Source organism: Planctopirus limnophila DSM 3776, assembly GCF_000092105.1.
GTDB lineage: Bacteria > Planctomycetota > Planctomycetia > Planctomycetales > Planctomycetaceae > Planctopirus > Planctopirus limnophila.
In genome coordinates, this window is sequence record NC_014148.1 from 327372 (window position 1) to 352921 (window position 25550).

Genomic DNA, 25550 nt, shown 5'->3' on the forward strand with positions numbered 1-25550 from the left:
TCAATTCCTGAACCCGCACGAATGGTCTCGATCAAGTTGACATCTGCTTTTCTGGCAACCGCCAATACATTGACTATGGCGTGGCGATTTTCCACAAGTGGGCATCGCTTCGCAGATAGAGAGCACCATCAGAAAGCGATGGCGTGGCCAGGATCGTTTCATCCAGAAGACTCTCAGCGACGATGGTGCCTTTGCTGCCAGTGAGATCGACCACAAAACATTTACCCGATTCATTGACGCAATAAAGCTTACGGTCAGCAATGACTGGAGAAGCACTGAAAGGACCTTCGAGCCTCAACTGCCAGAGGAGTTCTCCCTTATCGACATTCGCACAGAGCAAGACCCCCGCTCCTGAGAGACAATAAACTTTACCTTCCGCAACCACTGGCGTGGCTGTTCCAGGTTTGAGTTTGTTCTCCTGCCAGAGTTTTTCGGGAGGCGTATTCGAGTTGGCAGGCCGGAGTGCCACCAAGCCATTGGATGGAATGAAGATCGTCTCGCCTTCCCGTGCTGAAGAAGGAATGGTGGCGGCCCCTTCACCAAATGACCACAGGATGTTTCCTGTTCGGGCATCGACAGCATCGGCGCCTTTGGAGGACTGGAGCAGCACTGTCTGGCCATCGGCCAGGAGGAGTGGCGATGTCCAGTTCGCTCGCCTGGGGCGGTCCAGTTTCCAGAGGGTTTCACCCGTTGAGGTGTTGAGCCCGGTCGTGAGCGATTCGCTGTCATTCTCGACCTGTGTCACCAGGACATCACCCGCCACCACCGGAGAGGAAGACATGCCCAGACTGTTACTGGCATTGGGGTAATCGAGTGTCAGGCCGCGCATCCAGAGCAACTGGCCCGTAAGGTCGAGACAGATCACATCGTTGCTGGAGAAAAAGGCGAAGATCTTCTCGCCATCACTGGCGGGAGTGGGAGCTGCATTGCAGGTTTTGGGATGCGTCAGGCTGCGGCCTGTCGCCAGAAATCGGCGTTCCCAAAGTAATTCTCCTGTACTCGCTTTGAAGCAGAGGATGTGCAGATTGTCCTGCCTGGGGCCGGAACTTGCTGTCACGACGACCCGGTCATCGATAATGATCGGGCTGGAAAGGCCACGGCCGGGAAGATCGACCTTCCATGCCACATTTTTGCCACTGCTGTCAAACTCGACGGGTGGTGCGGCACTGCGGGAGATTGCCGTACTGGAACTCCCGCGAAATTGCCGCCAGTCTTCGGCAAGCAGTCGATGATTCGCATGGATCCCCAGCGCCAGAATCAGCCCTGCACTGAGCCAGCCAACGGAAAACAGTGGCTTCACCGGAGAGATGTTCGCACGCGTTAATGGACGGACCATAGAAGGCTCAATTCTGCTCTGGTGGCAACAGGATCCGTAATTCTGGCAATAATGTGCCATGATGGATGATCGACTGTGTCAATTAGTCATTTTGTAGAGGCAAATTCCAACAAAGTGCGGAATGGGGATCAATGTTACTCGGCTGGCAGGATGGCTTTACCTGAACTGTCAGTAATCCGCACTTTGAAAAACCACTTCTGCGCCCAGTCTTCGGTTTGTTCATTCTGGCAGATCTTGAGCAGGATCTCATTGTTACCTTCCTGAAACGTGACGGGAATCACATACTGGTCGAACATGGATCCGCGATGATATTCATCTCGTGCAAAGACCAGCTTCCCGTTGACCCAGACTTTCCAGGCATTGGGAGTCGTCAAGCGAACCTGGGCCGGGCCAGCCTTCGCAGCTTTGTAGTTAGTGACTGCGTAAGCGAGCGAATCGCGATAGTTCTTGAAGATGGGAATGAGATTGACTTCGCACATCTTGTCGGTCGAAGTGAATGGCTCCCATTTGACTTCCCCTTCTCGACCTTGCAGAGGAACTGCCAGATCGCGTGAGGCTTCAGGCGGATAGGTTTTAGCAAAGCCTTCTCTTCCGGAGTTGTCAAAAGGCCCGATCAGATTCCACTCCAGCAGATAGCCAAAATGTCTGGCCAGATCGACAGTGACACCCGCTGCTTTCAAATGATCGACCAGCACTTTGACCTGATCTTCATCCGTCGCACCAGATAAACCCTTTTTCCAAAAATCCAGTCGCTCGGCATCATCTTTCGATGCATCGGCAGCAGCAATGAGCCGGGCCACTGCGAGCCGACGAAAATCGGCGGAAGGATCGTCAAGCATCCCGGGGATCAGTCGATCCTGGGCAGCAGGATCAACCTTGACGAGCCACTCGAAAGCCAGAAGCCTTGGGGTGGCCGATCGCGTGCGATCCAGCAGCACTTTCTCAAATGCGACCGCAGGAATCCCGGCTCCCGATTCCTGGCTGACAGCACCGGCTCGAAGTGAGCGGTCGGCAATGGTGTCGAAAGCCCCGGCCAGCCAGTTCATCGCCAGTGGCGAAGCCCCCTCCATGGCATCGAGCAGCGGCAGTAAAGCTTCTGGCCCTTGCGATGACAATTCTTTCTGGGCAGCGACAGCCGCTGGATAACCTTCTCCCTTTAGGCCAATCGATTTGATTCTGGCAACGAGATCGGCGAGAGAAGCGGTTTTGTCATTCGCCCAGGTTAGCGGGGTGAATAGCAACAGAGCGGCAAGCGTGAGCCCAATTCGATAGATCGAAGGCTTGATGGCATCGCCGGGTTGTGAAGTCGTTCTGCTGCAAAACGGAGACTGTGCACGAAACACCATAAAACTTACCTCACCTGCCACTGCCATCGGATGATCATGTTTTATCGGATGATCATGTTTTAGAGTGAAGCCGTGTGCTCAAGATTTGAGAGAACTGCTTCAGGTAACTGATCATCTCAGTTCAACAGGTGTGAATCCAGTAGGAAACTGCAATTCTAGTGATGGTGTCAAGTCAGCTGGAGGTTTGCTCAACATTAGCGCTTGTTAAGTCGTCAAAGCCATCAGATCGACATACAGAAAGTTCCTTCGTACGTTATCTAAACTAACCATGAAATTTGTGCACCTGACACCTCAGCCAAGCATTTCCCGTGTCAAACGGAGTGGTATTCGTACGGGCCAGGGACGACGAGGACGTGGAGTTTATGCCGTCCCACTTATGCTCTTGCCACAAGTCGCGTACATCGATGACGAGACTTTTGTCGCCGCTGATCCGCGCTCGTCGACAACACTATGGACTTGGCTTGCCAGTTTGAGAAGTCGCCACCGCAATCTGGCGGTCGTCACTTTTCGGACAACACCAGACCATTGGCCGGCCGACCTTTACATAGAACTCAAAGCTGGAGTCGGTACAGATTGGCTTTCAACTGTTGATCCAGAACTCGCTTTTATTGCCGAAGAAGATTTGCAATTTGTGCGAGAAGCTCACAGTCAAGGCTTTGTGGCGGATCTCAAACTCTCCGTTCGAAATGAAGCGGCGCTTGGCAAGATCTTACACACCGTTCAATCCCATGGCTTCAGAACATTGGATCAATACGATGAATCCATCGAAATCATCTTCTCGTCTCCTATTCCATCAAAATTGATTGATCGTGTGACACCGCTCTATCGCACAAATATTAACTTCAAAGAGAGTCGAGATCAGGATCGCGACATTGGCAATTGATGGCTTCAAATCCTAATCTCAAACCACCGTTGATGAACTCGTTTTTGACAGGTACGAGTGATCCAAACGTCACGTAATCTATGGATGGATTTCAAGTCTGAAAAAATTCCAGTCGAGTCTCATCATGGGCGATCTCATCGAGCTTTGGCACGACTGGTCATTTTCTCACGGCTGGCGGTCTTTGAGTGCCCTGAAGATTTTGACTTTTGACGGCCCGTCGTCGTCGAGATGAATTTGGGTTCGGGCACCTGGCACTTTGTTGTGGCAGGCACAGGTGTTGCCCCTTGTGAGGTCCGGGAAGTCGTCGTGCGACGACCTTTGGTTTTCGAGTTTTGTGCAGGTTCGACATGTGTTTCGACTTCGACCGTACTGGCCGCCGTATGCGGTGCATCGACCCGGAGAATGAGGCATAACCTCAAGATCTCAAAACGGGAGACCACGCCCACGAATTGACCCTTTTCAACCACGGCGGCCCGCGAGCAGTTCCCTGCGCGGAACAGGTTGGTGGCGATCGCCAGATCAGTTGTTGGCGACAACGTCTGCACGCTGGTCACCATCCAGCGTTCAACTTTGGCGTCAGGATCGGTTTCTGCCAGTTGAGCCTTCAGCAGTTCATAATCCGGAAGAATTCCCAGCAGTTTTTTGCGTGGCCCTACCACATACAACTCCTGAGCTTTCGAACTGATCAGCAGCTTGAGTGCGGCTGTCAAAGTCGCCTGAGGGGAAATCGTCACGGCAGTCGTCATCAGGTCGGCAACAGTCAAACGCATGGCCAGCAATCCTTTGAAAGGACCAGTCGATAGAGTCGCAGCACCGCTGGCCCTGAGGGTTAGCCTGCGCGCTGCCGGAGAAACAGCTCTCCGCTTTCAAACGTAGTTCAGGAAAAGTCCCCGTGACGAAAAAAGACAACGCATGTTTCCAAATCGAAACACCACCCGCCCTTACAGACGGCAAATTCGCTAGAATCAGAACTTTCCTCGCTGGTAGACTCCCTGTGTGGCCGCATTGTCGTATAACCCTTTAGGCTCAGAACATTTGTGATGTCCATGTGCTGATCTCACAGTTGGAACGAATCCTTTCGCTTCCCGGAACGCTGAGCAGCGGAAGTCTTTGATATTGGAAAGCCTCAATCTCATGCCTGCTGATCCGGCCTCGCAAATAAAAAAAAATGCGAAAGAAGACCGGGAGGCTTCGCAGGAGATGAATGAGCGATCGAGGCCACTTCGATTCGACTCATTGACGCAAGAGGCTTATCTGCAGCTATGGCGAACGTACGACCGGATGAAAGCGATTGAAGAAGAGATCTTCAGTCAGTTCGAACTTTCAGCCCAGCAGTACAACACGTTAAGGCTGCTGCGAAGTGTTCATCCCGAAGGAATGGCGACTCTGCAAATTGCTGATCGACTCATCAGCAGGGCTCCTGATATCACCAGGCTCATTGATCGGCTGGACGATCGAGGTCTGGTTCTGAGGACACGAAAACCCGAAAACCGGCGTGTCGTCGAAGTGGCGCTGACCGATGCGGGGCTGAAGCTTTTGAAAGACCTTGAAGAGCCTGTGCGGCAATGTCATGAGCGGCAGTTGGGGCATCTCGCTGCGGATGAATTGCACGAGCTGATTCGATTGATGGAACTGGCTCGAACTCCGCATGAAGAACCTGGCAGTCGCTGGATCGCGGATCGATCACGTCCCAGTTAATCATTAAGATGTTCTGGACTTTGCTGACTCTGCAGCGACAAGAAGTTTGACGGAGTGTCATCCATGGTGCCATCTTTGCCGAATGCAAACACCGGCAGCAAAGACATCACTCCGGCTGATGGACAGCGGGCGGAATATGCACAGACGCCCGAGGAAGTTCTCGCACGACTGCAGGTCTCGCTTGATCACGGATTAGCCAGCGAGGAGGTGGCCCGGCGGCAAGCCCGATTCGGCCCCAATCGAATCAGTCAACAGCACTCCACACCATTGTGGCTTAAGTTCATTCAGCAGTTTCATCAACCACTGATCTACCTGCTGCTGGTGGCGACCATTGTCAGTCTCAGTCTTCATGAATGGGTGGATGCTGCCGTCATTTTTGGTGTGGTCTTCATCAATGCCATCATCGGTTTTCTGCAGGAAACAAAGGCGGAAAAAGCGATTGATGCCCTGGGACGAATGGTGGCTGTGCAAACATCGGTTCGTCGCGATGGTCTGCGTAAAAGTGTCCCGGCAGAAACGCTGGTCCCTGGCGATATCGTTCTGATTCAAGGTGGCGACCGGGTTCCCGCCGATCTCCGGCTTTGTCTGCAGAAAAACCTGCAGGTTGAAGAAGCGGCTCTTACAGGTGAATCGGTACCAGCGACAAAACAGATCAATCCATTACCGATTCAGACCACTCTTGCTGATCGGCGAAATCTGGCATTTGCAGGGACGTTGGTGACTGCCGGCTTTGGCGAAGGTGTGGTGATTGCGACTGCCGATGCGACAGAAACCGGACAGATTGCCGGGTTGATGTCGAACACGGTCGATCTATCAACACCACTGACAAAGAATATTGCGCAGTTCAGTCGGTTGTTGATGGTGGTGATTCTGTTGCTCGCCTTAGCTGTTTTTGCGCTGGGCATTTTACGCGGAGAGCCGGCGGCTGACGTCTTCATGGCGGCTGTGGCTCTGGCCGTCGGTGCGATTCCTGAAGGTTTACCCGCTGCCGTCACGATTGTCCTCGCGATTGGTGTCTCCCGTATGGCCCAGCGGAAAGCTGTTATTCGCAAGTTGCCCGCAGTGGAAACTCTGGGAAGCACATCGATCATCTGTTCTGATAAAACTGGTACCTTGACACAGAACAAGATGACTCTGGTCGAGATTTATGCAGCGGGAACCTGTTACCACGTTTCTGGTACCGGTTATGAACCATCAGGTGAATTCAGCCATCGTGGGAAATCGATCGCCCCCTGGGATCACCCGGCATTGATTGAAATTCTTCGCGCAGGGCTGTTGTGTAACGAATCCAATCTTCGAGAAGAAGCGGGCCTATGGGAAATTGAGGGTGACCCGACTGAAGCGGCCCTATTGGTCGCTGCCCATAAAGCCGGATTGCATCACAGGCATCGAGAAGATCCCTGGCCTCGGCATGACATGATTCCCTTTGAATCTGAGCACATGTTTCGCGCAGTATTGCATGAAACACCCGATGAGAACCGGGTGATTTACATCATCGGGGCACTCGAACGTCTGTTACCTCGCTGTGATCAGGCTGTTAATCAGGCCAGCCAAACTGTGGAGTTGGATGCTGCCGAAATTCAAGGTCAAGCTGAAGCTATGGCGAGGCGTGGCTTACGCGTGTTGATGGTCGCTAAAGTCGCAGGAGAAGATCAGCAGCGAGAACTCGAGCATGATCATGTGGCTGGGAATCTGATATTTCTCGGATTAACGGGGATGATTGATCCCCCGCGACCGGAAGTCATTGATGCCATTCATGAATGTCAGCAAGCCCGGATTCAAGTGAAGATGATCACGGGCGATCATGTGGCAACAGCACGCTCGATTGCGCAAAGAATCGGGCTGGGAGATGAAACATTAGCATCGATCACTGGGAGTGAGTTGGAACAGATATCGAACGAGGATTTGCCACTCCTTGCTGAGAAGACCACAGTCTTCGCTCGTGTTGCCCCAGAGCAGAAATTGCGGCTTGTCCAGGCGCTGCAATCTCGCGGTCATATCGTGGCGATGACGGGTGATGGAGTGAATGATGCCCCGGCATTGAAACAGGCAGATATTGGAATTGCTATGGGGATCACCGGGACAGAGGTTGCCAAAGGTGCAGCCGCCATGATTCTAACCGATGATAACTTTGCCACGATTAAAGCCGCCGTCGAAGAAGGACGCGGCGTGTTCGATAATCTGGTCAAGTTTATCGTCTGGACACTACCCACCAATGTGGGCGAAGCGATGGTGTTGTTTGTTGCCATCCTTCTGGCGACAGAACTACCTATCCTGCCGGTGCAACTGTTGTGGATCAATATGGCGTCATCGGTTTTGCTGGGGTTAATGCTGGTCTTTGAACCTCATGAGCAAAATCTGATGCAGCGGCCACCGCGCAATCCCCGCGAGCCTATTCTCACTTTTCCGCTCTTTATGCGGACGGGACTTGTGTCGTTGATCATTCTGCTGGGTTCATTCTGGGTGTTTCAAATGGAACAGAGTCGTCCGGGTAGCACTCTGGCCCAGGCACGTACTGCCGTCGTCAATGTGATCGTCATGGTGGAGTGCGCTTACCTGCTGAATTGCCGCTGCCTCCATCGCTCGATCTTTTCGATTGGTGTTTTTTCCAACCCGTATGTACCAGCCGGGATAGCCACGATGCTTGCAGCCCAGGTGCTGCTGACCTATCTGCCTCTGATGCAGACTCTGTTTGGAACAGCTTCCCTTTCATTCGAAACCTGGTTAAGAATTGTGGCGGTCGGAGTGATCTCTTTTCTGATTGTTGAATTTGAGAAATGGGTCAGGTTTCATAACTCAAAATCGAATCAGAACTGATGGGTCAACCTCGATCATCCCACTATCCTGCTGTCTGAAACTCAGGAAGTGGATAATGGGCGAATGGCATGGGAGGAAGTGTGCGCAGTTCCTGCAGGCGCTGAAAGCCTCTGGTGACCAGCGCTTCCATGCGGCTGCGCTCGGCGGGATCGAGGTTTTCTTTGCTGAAGGGGCTATCCAGTTTCACGGGCTCAAAACGATCATCGAGGATGAACTGAGCCAGAAAGGGATGGCATTTCAAATGCCGCTCGGGGGAAGTCAGGAGGTCACGAACGGGGACTTCTCCGATGATGAACCTGAGGTACAAATCGCTTTCGGAAAGATCTTCGACCTCTTCGCCGCAGACTTCGCACAGATAACCTTGATCACATTTGGCCATGAATTGATTCCCTATCGCTGAATGATCAACGATGACATTCCGGTTGATTGAGGCCACCAAACCGGCGTTGCCTGCGTGAAAAGGCCTCGAGTGCCGCCTGGAGTTCCGGCTCGCGAAATTCTGGCCACAAAGTGGTGGTCACAAAGAGTTCAGCATAGCTGATCTGCCAGAGCAGAAAATTCGACAGGCGCATTTCGCCTGCCGTACGAATGACCAGATCAGGCTCGGGCATCTCCCGGGTGTTCAGTCGGGCTGAAATCAAATCTTCGTCGATGGCTTCGGGCGATAATCGTCCTGAGGCGACATCGTGAGCGATCCAGCGCACGGCATCAACAATCTCGGCGCGGCTCCCGTAGTTAATGGCCAGGCACAATCGCATCCCGGTGTGAGACTCTGCAATTCTGGCTGTGGTGTCGATTTCGATCAGGACATCTTCAGGAAGCTCTGTCCTGCGGCCGATGACCGAGAACTGCAGGTTCTGACGTATGATTTCCGGGCGTTCGGCAATCAGAAATTCTTTGAGCAGAGCCATTAAGAAGTCGAGTTCTGATTTTGGTCTTTTCCAGTTTTCACTGCTCAGGCAATACAGCGTGAGCTGTTCGATTCCCAGCCGGACACACTCCTCCACCACACAGCGGACAGACTGAACCCCTCGACGATGTCCTTCTAATCGCTCTAGCCCCTGCCTTTGAGCCCAGCGACCATTTCCATCCATGATGACAGCAATATGCCGGGGCCTGACGGGAGCAGCACTCTCGATGGCCAACTGTGAATCAGGGAGTTGGCTGTTCGGAGCCAGTGTGGCGGGAGCGTCTTCCAAGCTCGTGTGAGTGCTGACCATAGACATATCCAACAGCATCCATTGCTCTGTAAGTTTTAGCCAGACAGTGAGTTTTAGCCAGGCAGTTTTCCCGAACCATAGAATGGGAAACAATTTACAAACGTCAGACTTGGGTGTGATCATTCACTCTCGTGAATCAAATTTCCTTCAAATTACTGATTCTGCCCGCTCGTGACAGTCTCTGGAGGGATTTTTTTCCTCGTCGATCCCGAATTCCCAATTCAAAACCATTATTTGTAGAGCTGCGAACATCAGCAGGTCTGAAGCAGGGTTGGCCCGCAAACAATCCCTGCGGCAATTGATATTGCTAAGGCATGGCTGGCTTGTGAGAGTGACCACAGTCTGTCATAGTCCATATTAGGAAAACGCTTGTTTTTACGGAGTTGCCGGGCTGGGAAGATTCACCAGCAGGTCATTCGCAGGTGGCATGTATCGCCAGCTGAGAACACCATTGAGTTTGATCGGAATTGGGTTGGCTGATGGCCATTTTGGCAACAGGATTGACACTGGAGCAGTTCCTGTCGGGTTATGCCGGTGAGTTTACAGGATTTCTGCTCGCAGTCCTGATTCACACGCTACTGCTGTTCCACGTCTTTGCAGTTTCGCCAGCATTTTTTATCTGGCTCGAACGAAAAGTTTCCGGACGAATTCAAGACCGTCTGGGGCCGACGCGTGTGGGTGGAAAGTTCGGCTGGCTCCAATCAGTGGCCGATGGAATCAAGCTCATTCAGAAAGAAGATCTCGCACCGGCTGCTGCCGATCAATGGCTCTTTCGACTGGCTCCTTATCTGGCATTGGTCGCGTCGTTTACCGTCTTTATGGTCCTCCCGTTTTCGCGCGGGTGGGCCGCTGTGGTCATCGAATCGAGTGTGTTTCTGGCATTGGCGATTATCTCGCTGGAGGTTCTGGGGATCATTCTGGCAGGCTGGTCGAGTGGCTCGAAGTGGGCACTATTCGGCTCGATGCGTGAAGCTGCCCAGATGGTGAGCTATGAAATCCCCCTCGCTTTGTGCGCCCTGATCCCTGTCATGGCTGTGGGAACTTTAAACTTTGTCACGATCGCTGAAGTTCAAAGCGGGTTCTTTCTGACGAACTGGCTGATCTTTCATGATCCATTCACGTTTGTCGCTTTCTTTGTCTACTTCACCGTAGCGATTGCCAGTGTGAAACGAGCTCCCTTCGATCTTGCGGAAGCTGAGAGTGAGCTGGTCGCCGGGTTTCATACCGAGTACAGCGGTATGCGCTGGTCGTATTTTTTCCTCGCTGAGTATGCGAGCATGCTGAGTGTCAGTTGTGTGGCTGTGCTGCTCTTTCTTGGCGGCTGGTGGAGCGGAACTGGTCTGGAAGACTTGCTGGCACCTGTTCGAAACTGGGGTCAGAATTTTCCCGTGCAGGGCTTTTCTGCCGGGAACTATGCTCTGAATCTCCTGGGGGCCCATATCTTCCTGTTCAAGGCCAGTCTGCTGGTGACGGTGCAAATCTGGGTAAGGTGGACGCTCCCAAGACTGCGTATCGATCAGGTGATGACGACTTGCCTGAAGTATCTGATTCCAATCAGTTGTGCGCTCTTTCTGGGAGCATCGCTGTGGCCCTTGACTCTGACAACGATTCTGGGCCGCCCCATGCTGCTGGGCAGGCCCGTGGGCGATCGTTTGTATGAGGCCAGTCACCATTCTTCGTCATTGCCTGCTGCAACCAATCTCACCAGAACCCCTGCGGCTAAGGAGGTGGTGCGATGACAGTGCTGCAGTTTCTCTTTGCCGTCTTTGCCAGCACCACCTGCCTGGGGGCTGTGATGGTGGCCTTGACGCAGAACATTGTGCGGATGGCGTTCTGGCTCATGGTCTCTGTCGCTTCGGCTGCGGGTTTGTTCTTCCTCCTCCATGCTGATTTTCTCGCTGCGGCCCAGTTGCTGGTCTATCTGGGAGGAACTGTGGTGATTCTCGTCTTCGGTGTCATGCTGACTGCCGGTGGACGCACGAAATCACTTTCGCCAACTGGCGGTGAAACGATTCTGGCAGCGGCATTGGCCCTGTCACTGATCATGCTGTTGCTCTTTACCGTAGGTTCGGTGGATTGGGAACGGCTGAATACACTGGCAAAAGCAGACCAGATCTTGCCAAGTGCTGTACAGCCGGAAAATCATACCGAACCTCAGCTCACTGAAAGTTCTCCAACGGGTGATGAAAGATCACCAGTTCTGGGAGCAGGCCGGAATGGAGACACTGGTCATGCTCTGGGAAGTGCCATGATTGGTTTTCGACCGCAGTGGAATCGCGAAAATCAGCTTGTTCTGGGAACCGGCTATTTGCTTCCTTTTGAAATCATCTCGGTTCATCTGCTGGTCGTCTTGATCGGAGCCGCTTATCTGGCTCGTGCCAAGCGGCAACTTCCTTCCTCCAGGCGGAGTACAGATGCCACCTCGACCTCTTTGTTGTGGGATCAAGACTCAGCACAGCTTGACAGTTCAGGCTCAGCGAATCCGGCGCTGAGTCATTCTTCACCAGTCAGGGATGACTTGTCGCGCAGCCAGAATCTTGTTTCAGGAACCGGATTCTCGATGTTCAGCAGCGAATCTCCATCCCAAAACTCAGGAGAGGCAACATGAGTCTGGGAGCTTACCTTGCGGTCTCAGCCGTACTTTTTGCCTCCGGGCTGACATGCATGATGACCAAGCGGCATGCACTGGGTGTGCTGATGGGTGTCGAATTGATCCTCAACTCGGCTTGTCTCAATCTCATTGCTTTTGCCCGGTATACCACTTTAGGGATTGATGGACAGGTCTTTGCCCTGTTTGTCATCGTGATTGCTGCCGCCGAGGCTGCCGTCGCACTGGCGATTGCCTTGAATTACTACAATAACTTCCTCACGGTTGATGTCGATCGGGGTGACGAGTTGAAGCGATAATCGAATTCCTGTTGGGAAACTTCCACCTTACCTTTTGAAGCAACGGTCCGACGATAACTGTGACTGCCGATTCACTGATCATTTCCTGTCTGATGCTGGCCTGGCTCCTCCCACTTGCGGGATGTGTGGTGATCTCGGTGCTGCGCCTCAAGCTGAGTCGGCTCTCGGCAGTTCCCGGCTGGATCGGGACTGGCTCGTTACTGGTCGCCTTTTGCCTGAGCCTGATCAGTGCAGGTGTCTGGCTGATGACGAGCCCTGCTGAGACTGCTGCCTTTCAAGCGTCAAGTGTCAGCGATGTCGCCGCTCATGAAACTGGAAACTTGTTGCAGCGGCGACTGGTCGGGCACTGGTACTCACTGGCGAAATTCGGCGAGATCGATTTTCCGCTGGGTTATGCGATTGACGCGTTGACTGTGCTGATGTTTGTCCTCGTGACGATGATTTCACTGGCAGTCCATGCTTACTCGCTCGTTTACATGGCCGACGAACAGACGGAAAGCTATCAGGATCATCATCTCGATCATTCCGCCGGTGAAACTTCTGAGCGACCGGGCCGCTTTGCCCATTTCTATGCAGCTTTAGGCTTATTCACCTTTGCCATGCTGGGGATTGTCCTCGCTCATGGTCTGCTCCAGATTTTTATTTTCTGGGAACTTGTCGGCTTCTCCAGCTACTTACTGATTGGCTTCTATCACGAGCGGCGTACTGCCCGATTGGCATCGATGAAAGCCTTTCTCATGAATCGCGTGGGAGATGTGGGCTTCGTCCTCGGGATGACGATCCTGCTGGCAACTTGTGGCACACTCCTACTGTACCCGGTGCATGACTTGAATGGCACCTCTGCCAGCAGCGTGCCGATGGCTTTGCCAGAAGCTTTCCAGGCAGCCGTCGAGAAGGCTGTTCCCTCACAGGCAATACACGATCAGGCAAATCTGATACCCACAGAACAGGGGATCAGCTATGCGTTGCTGGTGGCTGCCGGTTTGGGTCTGCTGGCTGGTTGTGTGGGCAAAAGTGCCCAGTTTCCTTTGCATCCGTGGCTGGCAGATGCCATGGAAGGGCCGACTCCGGTTTCGGCTCTGGTGCACTCAGCGACGATGGTTGCGGCTGGAGTTTATCTCGCTGCCAGAATCGCTCCGCTATTGCTTCCTGAGGCGTTGTTGCTGCTGGCTTATATGGGTGTCGTGACCTTGCTGCTGGGGGCCAGCATGGCGATCGTTGCGCGAGACTTAAAACTTGTCCTCGCACATTCCACAATCAGTCAACTGGGGCTCATGCTCTTAGGAATTGGTGTCGGTGCGTGGGAAGCGGCGATTTTTCATCTGATCACCCATGCCTTCTTCAAATCACTATTGTTCCTGGGGGCCGGCAGCGTGATTCATACCACGCATCACGAGCAGGATCTGGAAAAGCTGGGTGGGTTAAGGGCCCACCTGCCACTGACATCACTGACGATGCTCATCGGAGTGATTGCTCTTTCGGGGTTGGCTGTCCCTTATGTGACGATTTTTGGAGAGAGCCTGGGCTTTTCGGGGTTTCATTCCAAAGACGCCATTGTCTCGGGGACGATGGCGTTTGTACTGAAGAATCCCCATCACATTCTGCTCTTAATCAGTGTACTGCTGGGTGCCTGCCTGACTGCGGCTTACAGTCTGCGGTTATGGTTCAAGCTCTTTGCCCGGGATACGCCCGTTGATCCTGCTCTGCAGCAGGTTCACGAAGGCCCATGGCTGATGACATGGCCGCTCGTGGTGCTGGCGTTCTTTGCTGCATTCTGTGCATTGGGTGGTGAAGAGGGGTTTGTATCCACATTGGTAGAAGAAAGTCTGAGCCCTGCCCCCGCCTGGTTCAGTGACTCGACTGGTGAAGTGGTTTCCATTCAATGGACGAATGCCAGTGATCGCCATGCCGTTCATGGAACGGCCGGTGCCATGGCTTTGGCCGCTGCCTGGCTGGGAGCTTTGATTGCGTGGGCGCTGTATGGATTGCAGGCGATATCATCAAAGGATCTGTCGCATCAGTTGACGCCTCTGGTCAGGCTGGCGAGTCATCGCTGGTATTTTGATACGCTATACCGTGGGCTTCTGGTACTTCCCATTCTGAATCTGGCCAGACACACCGCCTGGATTGACCGAATTCTCATTGATCCATTCATTGATGGTTGTGCCCGCTTAAGTGAGCGAGTTTCTCATGCCAGCCAGTGGTTCGATGAAGCGATGATCAACCGCTTTTTTGACAACATGGCCAGCAGCGTCTGGGCCTCCGGTTTATCGCTGAGAAAAGCACAGACGGGACATATTCGCCAGTATGTGCTGCTGGCCACCATGGCTGTGATTGTGCTGTTCCTGATTTTGTTTGCCTGGATGCCGGGAGATCGGGCCGGGCGCTGATGGGTATTTCCTGTGAATCTGCTAAAACCTTAAAAATCGTGTTTCATGAAAATGAGTCGCTGTTGTAACAGGCCCTGGAAATTGCAGGGCATTAACGTTCACTGACGTTATATCTTTCCTTTACGGAACATTGCCGACCCCATGTTTGCCGACCCGCAATTCCTGATGAGCTGTGCTCTGTTCCTGCCTGTCCTGTGGGGTCTGGGTCTGTTTGGTTTTCCATCCAGAGCTGTGAGTGCGATTCGCTGGTATGCACTGGCCGGGGCCTGCTGCGAACTGGCAATCACTGTGCAACTGGCTGGAATTGCTCTGGGTTGGATCGACGCTTCACCCGCAGTGAATGCATCCACAACGAGTTTAAGAAACGACATTCTGCTGGGCATGAGCCTGCCGTGGATTCCCACCTGGAATGTGAATTACTCGCTGGGAGTCGATGGCTTCAGCCTGCCACTCATCCTCTTGACCTCGCTGATTTTTGTGCTTTCGATTGTGGCATCATGGAGTATTAAAACTCACATTCGAGGATTTCTGTTTCTGCTGTTGCTGCTGGAAACAGGGGTCATGGGTGTCTTCCTGGCCCTGGATTTCTTTCTGTTTTTTGTCATGTGGGAAGTGATGCTGCTCCCGATGTACTTTCTCATCGGTCTGTGGGGTGGCCCACGCCGGGAGTATGCCGCGATTAAATTCTTCCTGTACACGCTGGCGGGCGGTGTTTGTCTGCTGATGGCCATGTTGATGGTCTATTCTGCTTCGGGAGGAAGTTTTGATCTGCTTGAGCTGGCCCGCATGGCTCAGGGGCAGGCACCAAAGCCAGGAATGGATCTGGATCAGGGAATTGCATTGACGGCAGCCATGGGTGATACCAGTCTGCAATGGAGAGTCTTCGTGCTCCTCCTGATTGCCTTTCTGATCAAGCTGCCGGCTGTTCCCCTGCATACCTGGCTACCTGATGCTCACGTCGAAGCTCCGACTCCTGTGAGTATGATCCTCGCAGGGATTCTCTTGAAACTGGGTGGGTATGGCTTCTTGCGAATTGCGATTCCGATCTGCCCGCTGGGGTTTGCCGAATGGGCGTGGTTCATGGTGGCGCTCGGCGTGTTCTGTGTACTGTATGGCGCACTGGCAGCGCTGGCTCAGAGTGATTTCAAACGATTGGTGGCTTATAGCTCAGTCAGCCACATGGGCTATGTGCTGATGGGTCTGGGAGCTTTCCGTTTTCAGGAATTGACGGGTGTTGTCCTCAATCCCGACTTTTCCACCATGGGACTTTCCGCGGCTACCTTCCAGATGGTGGCTCACGGGATTGTCTCTGCCGGGATGTTCTTTGTTGTGGGTGTGCTTTACGACCGTGTCAAACATCGCGATCTACGTCAGTTTGGCGGGATTGCCAGCCTGCAACCTCACTTCTCAGCGATTGCTGCGGGGATTTTCTTCGCTGGTCTGGGTCTGCCGGGTCTGTGCGGGTTTATCGGCGAAGCGTTCTCGATCTTTTCGGTCTGGCATGTGGATCGATTCTTCTCAGTTGGCGGTGCCCTGGGGATGATTCTGACTGCAGGTTACATCCTCTGGGCGTTGCAGCGGGTTTATCTCGGGCCAACGTACACCGGCCCCAATCGCGAGTACCTGACAGAGATCAATTTTCGAGAATATACTGTCGGCTATATTCTGCTGGCCTTTGCGATTGGCCTGGGTGTCTATCCTGCGATGGCCCTCAACGTGATTGAACCCGCATCCCGGCAACTGGTTCAACAGATCAGTGGTAGCCAGGAACGACAACTTTCTTTGAATCGAGCCAGCATTGAATCGCCATTGGACAAATAACGTATCACCTTCTGCAGCCTCACGACGACTTTCGTATCCCCAAGAACAAACTCAAACGCAGTCTGACCGATTACCTTGAGAGTCTGATCCAATTATTGAACCGGCCTTGAGCGATATGACACTTGACGACCTCTTCGCTGACTTTCTGGCCAATGGGACAGGCCGCGCCTTAGTGCTGCTGGCCCCCGAACTGTTGTTGTGTGCGACAATCATCGCCACGCTCTTGTGGCGTTTATTGAATCTGGACCGGTATGTCCCAGTTGCAGCGATTGCCACACTGGGTGTCGTAGTCTCTTTAGGTTGGGCTGGCTGGCAACTCCAGGCGAGTATTTTGCAGCTCCAGCCTGCGGAGATTCTGTTTACCGGGATGATCCGGCTGGATCGATTTGCCCTGTTTCTCAGAGTTTATCTGCTGCTGTTTCTCGTTTTGCAGATCGTGCTGACCACGCTGGGGGGAATTCCCGATCAGGAAGACAGCCCTGATTTTTACACCATGCTCTGTGGCGCCGTCGTGGGTCTGCTCCTGATGACAAGTGCCCACCATTTATTGCTGGTCTTTCTGGCTCTCGAAATGTCGAGTGTCCCGGGTTATGTGCTGGCTGGTTTTCTCAAAGGTCGCCGGCAATCAAGCGAAGCAGCTCTCAAGTTTGTGATCTTTGGTTCTGCTTCCGCAGGGCTGCTGCTCTTTGGCGTCACGCTGATTTGTGGACTGGCCGGGACTGGCGATCTTTCTCTGGTCGGTTCTCGACTGGAAGCTGTGATTTCGATCGATGGCGCGACTCTGGCTAATCCTGCCGTGAGGACCTTGCTGTTGGCACTGGTGATGATCTTTGCCGGAATGGCATTCAAGCTGAGTCTCGTCCCCTTTCACTTCTGGTGCCCGGATGTCTTCCATGGTGCTGCTGCGGAAGTGGGTGCATTTTTGTCGATTGCTTCCAAAGGGGCCACATTGGCACTCCTCGTACGGCTGGTGCTGGGCATGGTGGCAGGTGGCGAACTGGAAGCGTTCTGGAATCTGCTGGCACAAGGCCTGGGAGTCATCGCGGCGATCACGATCACATTCGGGAACCTGGCTGCTTTCGGGCAAACCAATATCAAACGACTGATGGCCTATTCGACGATTGCTCATGCCGGCTATCTGCTGATCCCGATTGCTGTGCTGGCCATTCCGGCTTTGGCGGGTGTCAATCAGATCGCTAGTACGGTGACGCCGGCACCTTCAACCAACGATGTTCTGCAAACTCAGGAGATGCTCGCCAGCAGCGTGGCTGTGCGAGCTGTCGAGTCGATGCTCTATTACATCGTTGTGACACTCTTTATGAATCTGGGTGTGTTCTCCTGTTTGATTCTCGTACGGAACCAGACGCTGGGAGAATCGATTGATGACTTCCGTGGGCTGGCCAGCCAGGCGCCGGTTCTGGCTGTGGCCATGTCACTCTCGCTGGCCAGTCTGATTGGTTTGCCACCGACTGGCGGGTTTGTCGCCAAGCTCATGTTGTTCTCGAGTCTGTACGATGCGGGTGCGAAGCTCCCCTTGTTTTATGCAGTGCTGATTGTGGGGGTGGTCAATATCCTGCTCAGTCTACTGGTTTATCTGAAGCTGTTCCGGGCCATGTTTTTTGATCAGCCCGTCGAAGGGGCTCCACCTGTCTGTATCGCTCCGTTTTCGATGGCAACGATGTTTGTTGTCACGGTGAGTATTCCTGTGCTCTCGTCAGGAATCGATGTCTCAGGATTAAGTCGCCTTTCACGCGATGCGGCTGTCTCACTATGGGATCAAACTCAAGATGAGAGCCGGAAATCTTCCAGTCTTGTTCCGGAATTAAAAAAGCCGCCAGTTGCCTCGGAAACTGTGCAGGGCAATTTAGTGTCCGGTGCATTGAGCAATGGAGATCACCCGTGACTGCGAACTCGTCGGCACATCGCAAACTGATTCATCATAATCGCAGTCTGAGTGAGCTGGCGGTGCAGCTCAAGCGAAGTTTTTTGCAATACCTGGCTTACACATCGCCTTACATACCGCCAGAAGCCCATTCGATCTGGAGAACACTCGGACAATTGGCGGAGACACAATTGTCACACGCTGAGGCGATCCTCGATTTATTGTCTGACCGACGTTTTGTGGCTCTCGACAGTGCTTTCCCCATGGAGTTTGCCACACATCATTACGTGTCGTTGAACTATCTGCTGCGGCCACTGTGCCTGGATCAACAACAACGAGCCAGCCTGGCCCGACAGGCTGCTCATGAGCTGATGGACGATGTAGAAGCTCGACCATTGCTGGAGCGGATTGCTTCTGGAGAAGCATTGATCTCACAGGAGATTGAGAAGCTTCAGCAAGGCATCGCGCAGAATTAATGTGCATGAGAAGCAACGTCAACATCCGGGAAAGTGATTTCATCCGGGCGTTGTTTCTGTTCATCCGGGATCACATCAATTCCTGCACCAGTGCTTCAGTTTGTTGATTGATCATCCATCAAAATTCTTTTGGTATCCCTTCTGACAGCACTGAGAAAGTTGATAATTTTTGAAGGCTTTGTCAGGAGTGCGGATTGACTTTTCCATCGGAAAATGCGGTTGAAAGAAAATCTGAAATCCTCGTTTGTCGTCATCGATGTTTGTGGTTAGACTCCTCGCCTTGCACGGACGCTCACGGGGCCACGGCTGGCCATTTTTTTCTCTTTGCCTGCTATCCCGATTTCTCGTGAAGCATTCAGTCGTTTTGCTCATCTGCAAAAGTCGATGCTCTGCTTTTCCTTGAGATGCCGCTGAGATCGCTTCATGCCGCTGATGTGGGATGTCGCCCCGAGGACTGCTCTTTCTGCAGACTCATTGCCAGAACTTCTTTCATCGGCATGGCCGCAAGTTGCCAGCGTTGATCTATCCCTTGGTCGAGCCGCTCACCCGCCTGCTGTCGATGTGTTAGGTCCAGCGCTGAATGCTGCCATCAGGCTGTGGAATTGCCCTGCACCCTGGTTTGTGACGGGTGCCCCAGAAGCCTTGCAGAAGACGTTTATCTCTCAAGGGATATCTCCGCCACATCACCTGAGTCTGTCGTGGAGTCAGCAAGACTGGTGGATCATCCCGCCCGTGACAGAACAGGCACTGGAGCAACTGGCGAGCCGACTTTCTTTTGAGGCAGATCCACCGAAAGTAAATCATTCGACCGAAACATGCCCTTCCGGTCAGCCAGCCGTGGTGATTGATCACTACAGCCAGGCCTTGCTGCTGCAGAATGTCTGGAGTGCCACAAACTTCCATACACCCCTTTCAGTCGCTTTGTCGGTCAGGCTGGTGGATCGAGGCGAAGGAGTCAGGATCGGGCATGACTTGAAAGATCTGCTGCTCGGTGTGGGTCGTATGCCCGGGTTGAAAATTGAAGCGATCTGGGGCGATTTTTCCTGGTTGCCAGAAAGTGAAGTGCCACGAGGACTCTCACTAATGCAACTGGCGGCCCGGCAACTCGCCGACGTTGTCAACATCAACCTGCCTTCGATCTGCCACGAACTACCACAGAAGTTCTGGCCACTTGTCGATCGTGTCGAGAATGCACTGACCATCCCTCAATGCATTTTCTCCTGCTCCTTTCCAACTTGGTGGGACATGCTGCAGAAGGCGAGTGCGGTTCCATTGGCGCTCTTGCAGGGGGTTGTGATCAGTCGCCCCACGATACAGACAGCCGTATTGAATCTCGGGTCTCAGCATTTTCACGAGATTGGCTGGGGAGATCTGACAAGGATCGATACATGCCCATCCCTGCGATTGCTGCAGGATGCTGGTGCAAAATGCCAGAAGTGGCTGGCTGAAAAATCGCTTTGGGAACTCTCACCTGAGGCTGGTGATTTACGAATCGGGCATGCTGCGACATGTATTCCCATTTTCGGGGCTTTTTCATCTCTTGATTGAACGAATGCTTCATCGCCGACCATGTTGAATATCATAAGGTTGTCGTGCGATTTACCAAATCTTTGCCATTTGCACTCTGGCTGCTGACAGAGAGTGAGCATCATGCCTGTATCGAACATTCGCCGAAGGTCACTCCGCTTCGAGAACCTGCAACAGGCTCTCGAAGATGCTGAAATCATTCTTCAAGCACCTGAAGGCTATTTTGTGACTGGCAGATGGTCAGCAGGACAAATCCTTGACCATCTGGCTTTCTGGGTCGAACGGCCTGTCGATGGCTTTCCTTTCCAGTTGCCCTGGCTCATGAGATGGTTCGGCCCGCTGATGAAACGTACCATGCTCGAACAACCCATGCGTCCGGGGTTTCAGTGGCGAGGTCAAATCGCACTCCTGGCGACACCTCAGACGGAAATCGAAGCAGAAACAGGTCTGGCACATTTTCGTCGTGCGATTGAACGCTTTGAAGCAGGCCCTCTCTTGCCTCGAAGTCCGGCTTTTGGCCCGATGTCTCGCGAAGATTGGACACAACTGCAATGCCGCCATGCAGAATTGCACCTTTCCTTCCTCCATTCCCAGTCTGCACCATGAAAAAGAGCATCCTGAATTCGTGGTGGCTGCGGTCGATCGATGGGTGAGTCGGTCTTCACTCAACCAGTGCAAAGAGCGTAAACTCCGATGATGAGCCCAGGGTGCCGATTGGCAGTCGTGGCGATGTTCCAGGAGGAGACCGGCCATGGATGGCGGGCCAGATCAGCCCGAAACGACTGCGCCCCAAGGGGTTTTCGTCCCCTTTTGCGCAGTCACCGTTCGTGGCAGGATGGTAAATTCTCGATCTCTGCGACCATTGTTAACGCTGGCAGTTTTGGCAGTGTGCGGGCTCTTGGAAGGCTGCAAGATACTGGAGGCCCCGACCTTTCTGGATGGACTCCGGACAGTTGCCGGTATCACGACACCCGATGTGAGTGATCCGGAAGCTGCTGCCAAATCACCAGAAAAGAGCTCCGCAGCGAGTGATCCGAAAGCCACAACGACAAAAACACCAGAAACGACTGAGTCAAAAGAGTCCACTCCACCGACCATCACCTTGCCGGGATCAAAAGCTGGTCAATCCGCAGTGGTCGATGATGGTTCCGCTTCACCTTTGATCCTGCACTATCGCCAGAAGTTTGCTCTCGATGCGTGGCAAAAAGCCTATGATGCCACGCCTGTCATTCAGCAGAGCTGGCAACTCATCAGCCGGAATTCCGCGACGGATTTGCCGGTGCATGCAAACCTGCCCAAGAATGCCCAATTACAATCGGGCCAGATCCACTCCAGTCATCGCTGGCCCAGCTATTTCCGGTACATGGTGCGTGATAAAGAGAGTGCCGCCTTGGCAGCCACCGGGAAGTCTGCCAGAACACTCACTGCCGATGTTACCTGGCTGGCCATGAGGCAGTCTGGTGAATCCAAGGCTCAACTTCCGCCTGCTGTTTCCGAATTGCCATCCAGTACGATCACTCCCGCGGCAGAAGCCAGCGAGACGCCAGTGGAAGAGCAGGCCACGAATCAAAGATCGGATCCGGCCAGATTAACCAATTCAGAGCTAAGAGCCAGTCTCGAAGCCTTGAAGACCATGCTGGCAGCACGAGAGTTGGCAGGTGTTAATGCTGCCATTCTTCTGTCGAACTGTGAGCCCCAGCGAGCTGTTGAACTGATCGCTCCTTTGGGAGAAATTGTGGTTGATGGCCGCATTCGTCTGAAGGGCGAGCCCGTGACGATGTCTCCGCGGCTGCGAGCTGCTGCAGCCGAGGCCTGGTGCCGGATGCTTTTAGAAAAACCAGGGGAACCTGAACTCAGATTGGCGCCCGCTGGTGAACTGCTGAAGCAGGATTCGCTGGCTGGAGAGGTCAAAGTCGTCTTGTGGCAATTGCTGGCTCAAAGAATTCTGCCAGATCGATTGCCCGGGCTGGCCGACGCGATTAACGAACAGCAAGGTGATCTTCCCTTAAGACAGGGTGCCTATGAAGCCTGTCTGATTTTTGCAACGATGCAGAAACTTGAACAAGGTCTTCTGCCGCAGCACGAAATGCTTTTTGTTCAGGCGGCCCATGAGAGTGATCCTCAACTGTCCGATTGGCCGGAAGGGATGTCGCTGGCCCGATTTGATCGCGATCCGATGATTCGTCGGCTGTATGGTCGCTGGCTGGCGTTGCTCAATCATGATCAGGCCTGTGCGATTGCTCTGGCGCAGGGACAGGATGCCGACTTACGTGTGGCAGACGATGCGATTTTGAACCTCGGGTTACTGACTGCCGCCGAAGCACAACAAGCGTTGGAAAAATTCGTGCGTTCTGCCAATGAGAATCAGCAGACACTGGCTGCGATGGCCATCTCACTCAGACAGCCTGAACGCCTCGCGGAGTTTCTCAACCCTCCGGCTGGGCAGACTTCGACACCTCGATTTCGAGCAGCTGTGGTGAGTCAGTTTGGTCGTTACCCTTCATTGACCAATGCGACACTGCTCAGGCCTTCGATTCGTGATCGCAGTCTCGATGTGCAACTGGCACTGGCGAAACTTCTTGCCGACTGGCCGATGGAACTCGCTTCGCCATTACTTCTGGAAATACTGACGGAGGGTTCCGGCCCTGCCCGGGAAGAGGCCATGCGTTCGATCTCGGCGCATTTGGGTTATTCGCCAGTCTTTCCGATCCATGGGCCCAGAGAGGAGCGAATCGCTGCTGTGAAGGAGCTTTCGCGTGTGCAGGGCTTACCAGCCACCTGGCTGAATACCGCTAATTCCGAGGCGTACGATTTCACAAGTCGAGCCGATTCTCAGAGTGCCGCGAGTTCCGTTTCGCAGATGGTGAATTCTGTCCCGGCGTCAAGAAACGAATGGTCTGTGGGCGAGCTGCAAAATGAGCTTTCGACGATTGTCAAACTTCCCCAGGGAAGCAGTGAAAGGCTGGATCGAACCGAATTTCTGGCGAGGTCATTGCCGGTCAGTCTTCCTGTACTGACTGATGCCGCCATGAGACTTCCTCCCGAGCAACTGACAGAGATTGCCCGTGAAGTCTTTGCCCCTGCCGACGAGGCGGTAAAACTGGTGCTCGACATGAATGCCAATGAGGTCCTCGCGCGTCGTCAGTCGGCCAGTGCTCTGAGGCAACTGGCTGCCTCACAAAATCCTGGGCGTATCGCGGTCAAACTGTTGCAGGAAAAATTGCGAACAGAGCAGGATCAGCAGGTCTGGCAGGAAATCATGCGGGCAATTGACCGCGAATCGACACCAGAAGCTGCTGCGCTGGCCCAAATGGCTATTCATCATCACTGGCCCGATATCCGGCTATGTGGTTGCCAGTATGTGCTCAAGCATCCCGCGATCGAGAGGGGCTTGTGGCTGGCCCCTGTGATTGAAGACCCTCATCGTCCGGTTCGTCTGGCAGCGATTGAGGCCGCTGGTGTCTGTGGGAATCCGCAACTCATTGAAGGGTTACCGGTGAATGATGGTTCACGGGTCGGTTCACTGCGACCACTCCTGCAATCGACCGATCATGAGCTGATGGAAACAGCACTCGTGGCTCTGGTGCGTCTAAGAGATGATCAGGCCATGGCGGAACTGTTAAGGCGCAGTCGGCATGATAATCCACGAGCCCGCTTGCAGGCTGTGGAACTGATTCGACAAACCGGTCAGCCTCGTTTCGTAGAACCACTGATCGAGCAGCTCTGGACAGAGAAAACGGATTCGGTGATTGTCGAAATCCTGCGGACGCTCGAAGAACTTGTTCCGCCCCATGATCAGCCGGTCTTCGATACGAGGTTAGGTTATCCCACACGGCAGATGAAGATCGACGCGTGGGCGAAGTGGCTGGCCGATCAGAAGATTCGGCGCTCAGAGTGATGTGCATATCCAACCGGCCTGCCTGATAGAATTCTTTCAGCAGGCGGGTGGCTTAGGAACCTCGGGCGCTGGTGGTGCCGCATCGACTATGGTGGCCACCACAGATACTGGCGTAGCAATGATGGTGGCGGTCACATCCGAGACAAAATTTGCTCCTGGCTTCTCACCCGCTGATTCTCCTCTGGCTGGAGAGGAAGTGGCCATGAAGCCCTTCAGTTCCTGATTGAAAATCTTGGCCAGCGCGTACAACACCGAAGCGATCATGGGCCCCAGAAAAATCCCCCACAATCCAAAGGCTTCCAGCCCGCCGAGAATGGAAACGAATCCGAGCAGCGGATGCATCTGCACATTGCTGCTCAACGTATAGGCACGCACGACGTTATCGATGCTGCTGATCACCAGAAAACCAAACAGGAATAATCCTGCCGCAGTGAAGTAGTGCCCTTGCGTTGCCAGATAGATCGACATGGGCACATACACCCCGGCGGCACCAATCATCGGAACCATGGCAGCGACAGTGGTGACCATGCCAATGACGAAAATGTGCCCAATCCCCAGAACTCCTACCGCGAGAGACATGGCGATCCCCTGACCCACGGCTGCCACGAGTGTCCCCATGACGACAGAGCGGGTCACTTTCGTGAATTGATCAAAGACCTGCTGCTGGTATTCCGGCTGGATGGGGATGAGATTCTGAGCGCCGTGCAGAATGCGTGGGCCATCGGCCAGAAAGAAGTAAAGTCCCAGCAGGCAGACAGTCAATTGAATAAAGAAGTTGATGAGAGTACCGATGATTCCCCAGGTGGAGCTGGCAATTTCCGAGGCACCCACGCCCAGTTGCTTGACCTGATTCTGGATGCCAGTCAGAAGTTGCTCTTTGACAGCCTCCTGGTCGGCTCCCGCAGGCATCAGAGGCATGATGCGTTGAACAAACTGATCGATTCGAAGTGAGACAGTCGACTTGATCTGCTCCCAGGAGGAATCGGAAAGATTATCCTGCACAAAGACCGACAGTTCTAATCCTGTCAGCAGGATGGCAAACAGGATGGGCAGGACAATCACCACGACGACACCGGTGGTGGTGGCGGCAGCAGCGAGAGATGTCCACCCGCGGCAGTAAGCCAGACTGCTGCTATGCATCGGCTGCGCAAGTATGGCAAGCACTCCCGCTAACAGAAGCGACATCAGGTAGGGGGCCATCACCTGATAGAACATCAGAATGAAAATGACCATCACGACTGAAAGGACCAGCAAAGAGACGATTTTGACGGTCGATTGATCACGCAGATTGTCAACGGTCGATGGCATATTGAGTTTTTCCAGGGCCCTGGTTGTGAGAGAGAATCTGC

At 53.5% G+C, this 25550-nt stretch carries 19 protein-coding genes; 13 read left to right on the plus strand and 6 right to left on the minus strand.

Translation table 11 applies throughout. The features are described 5' to 3' along the window. Positions 1-73: 73 nt before the first annotated feature. Entirely contained in the window at positions 74-1336 is a 1263-nt protein-coding gene (locus PLIM_RS01310) for an outer membrane protein assembly factor BamB family protein (protein WP_013108541.1), read from the minus strand. Positions 1337-1470: 134 nt separating this feature from the next. After that, on the minus strand, positions 1471-2682 hold the full coding sequence (locus PLIM_RS01315) for a hypothetical protein (protein ID WP_013108542.1): 1212 nt from the start codon (positions 2680-2682) through the stop codon (positions 1471-1473). A 268-nt stretch (positions 2683-2950) separates the two neighbouring features. On the opposite strand from PLIM_RS01315, the gene PLIM_RS01320 reads away from it, so the two are divergent. Then, complete coding sequence (locus tag PLIM_RS01320) at positions 2951-3565, plus strand: hypothetical protein (RefSeq protein ID WP_013108543.1); 615 nt, start codon at positions 2951-2953, stop codon at positions 3563-3565. 134 nt (positions 3566-3699) lie between these two features. Here the strand turns inward: PLIM_RS01320 and PLIM_RS01325 are convergent, their stop codons facing one another. Then, the gene (locus PLIM_RS01325; protein WP_041400892.1) at positions 3700-4335 is read right to left on the minus strand and encodes a CBS domain-containing protein; all 636 of its coding nucleotides are present in this window, start codon (positions 4333-4335) and stop codon (positions 3700-3702) included. Between the two features lie 430 nt (positions 4336-4765). Here PLIM_RS01325 and PLIM_RS01330 point away from each other — a divergent pair, with 430 nt between their 5' ends. Both PLIM_RS01330 and PLIM_RS01335 read left to right on the plus strand, forming a co-directional pair. Next, entirely contained in the window at positions 4766-5263 is a 498-nt protein-coding gene (locus PLIM_RS01330; protein ID WP_013108544.1) for a MarR family winged helix-turn-helix transcriptional regulator, read from the plus strand. Positions 5264-5326: 63 nt separating this feature from the next. Further along, entirely contained in the window at positions 5327-8080 is a 2754-nt protein-coding gene (locus PLIM_RS01335) for a cation-translocating P-type ATPase (protein WP_013108545.1), read from the plus strand. Positions 8081-8102: 22 nt separating this feature from the next. Here the strand turns inward: PLIM_RS01335 and PLIM_RS01340 are convergent, their stop codons facing one another. Together PLIM_RS01340 and PLIM_RS01345 are read right to left on the minus strand one after the other, a co-directional pair. Further along, positions 8103-8459 (minus strand): hypothetical protein, encoded by a 357-nt coding sequence (locus PLIM_RS01340; RefSeq protein WP_013108546.1) that lies wholly within the window; start codon positions 8457-8459, stop codon positions 8103-8105. A gap of 25 nt (positions 8460-8484) precedes the next feature. Beyond that, entirely contained in the window at positions 8485-9423 is a 939-nt protein-coding gene (locus PLIM_RS01345; protein ID WP_013108547.1) for an isoprenyl transferase, read from the minus strand. A 356-nt stretch (positions 9424-9779) separates the two neighbouring features. On the opposite strand from PLIM_RS01345, the gene nuoH reads away from it, so the two are divergent. The 10 genes from nuoH (at position 9780) to PLIM_RS01395 (ending at position 24201) form a co-directional block, all read left to right on the plus strand. Continuing rightward, positions 9780-11039: an NADH-quinone oxidoreductase subunit NuoH gene (nuoH, locus tag PLIM_RS01350; RefSeq protein ID WP_013108548.1), complete on the plus strand. Its 1260-nt coding sequence runs from the start codon at positions 9780-9782 to the stop codon at positions 11037-11039. Next, a complete protein-coding gene (locus PLIM_RS22235) occupies positions 11036-11908 on the plus strand; it encodes an NADH-quinone oxidoreductase subunit J family protein (RefSeq protein WP_013108549.1) in 873 nt (290 codons plus the stop codon). Before nuoH ends, PLIM_RS22235 begins: the two co-directional genes overlap by 4 nt. Continuing rightward, on the plus strand, positions 11905-12207 hold the full coding sequence (nuoK, locus tag PLIM_RS01360) for an NADH-quinone oxidoreductase subunit NuoK (protein ID WP_013108550.1): 303 nt from the start codon (positions 11905-11907) through the stop codon (positions 12205-12207). The genes PLIM_RS22235 and nuoK overlap by 4 nt, the downstream gene beginning before the upstream one ends. A 59-nt stretch (positions 12208-12266) precedes the next feature. Next, positions 12267-14597, plus strand: a complete 2331-nt coding sequence (locus PLIM_RS01365) for an NADH-quinone oxidoreductase subunit 5 family protein (protein WP_052301459.1) — start codon at positions 12267-12269, stop codon at positions 14595-14597. Positions 14598-14738: 141 nt separating this feature from the next. Beyond that, a complete protein-coding gene (locus PLIM_RS01370; RefSeq protein WP_013108552.1) occupies positions 14739-16418 on the plus strand; it encodes a complex I subunit 4 family protein in 1680 nt (559 codons plus the stop codon). A gap of 115 nt (positions 16419-16533) precedes the next feature. After that, the gene (locus PLIM_RS01375; protein WP_013108553.1) at positions 16534-18321 is read left to right on the plus strand and encodes an NADH-quinone oxidoreductase subunit N; all 1788 of its coding nucleotides are present in this window, start codon (positions 16534-16536) and stop codon (positions 18319-18321) included. Beyond that, the gene (locus tag PLIM_RS01380; protein WP_013108554.1) at positions 18318-18776 is read left to right on the plus strand and encodes a hypothetical protein; all 459 of its coding nucleotides are present in this window, start codon (positions 18318-18320) and stop codon (positions 18774-18776) included. Before PLIM_RS01375 ends, PLIM_RS01380 begins: the two co-directional genes overlap by 4 nt. Positions 18777-19199: 423 nt before the next feature. Continuing rightward, positions 19200-20324 (plus strand): hypothetical protein, encoded by a 1125-nt coding sequence (locus PLIM_RS01385; protein WP_013108555.1) that lies wholly within the window; start codon positions 19200-19202, stop codon positions 20322-20324. A gap of 102 nt (positions 20325-20426) precedes the next feature. Beyond that, positions 20427-20909 (plus strand): DUF1569 domain-containing protein, encoded by a 483-nt coding sequence (locus PLIM_RS01390; protein ID WP_013108556.1) that lies wholly within the window; start codon positions 20427-20429, stop codon positions 20907-20909. A 145-nt stretch (positions 20910-21054) separates the two neighbouring features. After that, entirely contained in the window at positions 21055-24201 is a 3147-nt protein-coding gene (locus tag PLIM_RS01395) for a HEAT repeat domain-containing protein (protein ID WP_013108557.1), read from the plus strand. 36 nt (positions 24202-24237) lie between these two features. On the opposite strand, the gene PLIM_RS01400 is transcribed toward PLIM_RS01395, so the two are convergent. Next, a complete protein-coding gene (locus PLIM_RS01400; RefSeq protein ID WP_013108558.1) occupies positions 24238-25509 on the minus strand; it encodes an AI-2E family transporter in 1272 nt (423 codons plus the stop codon). Positions 25510-25550: the final 41 nt, after the last annotated feature.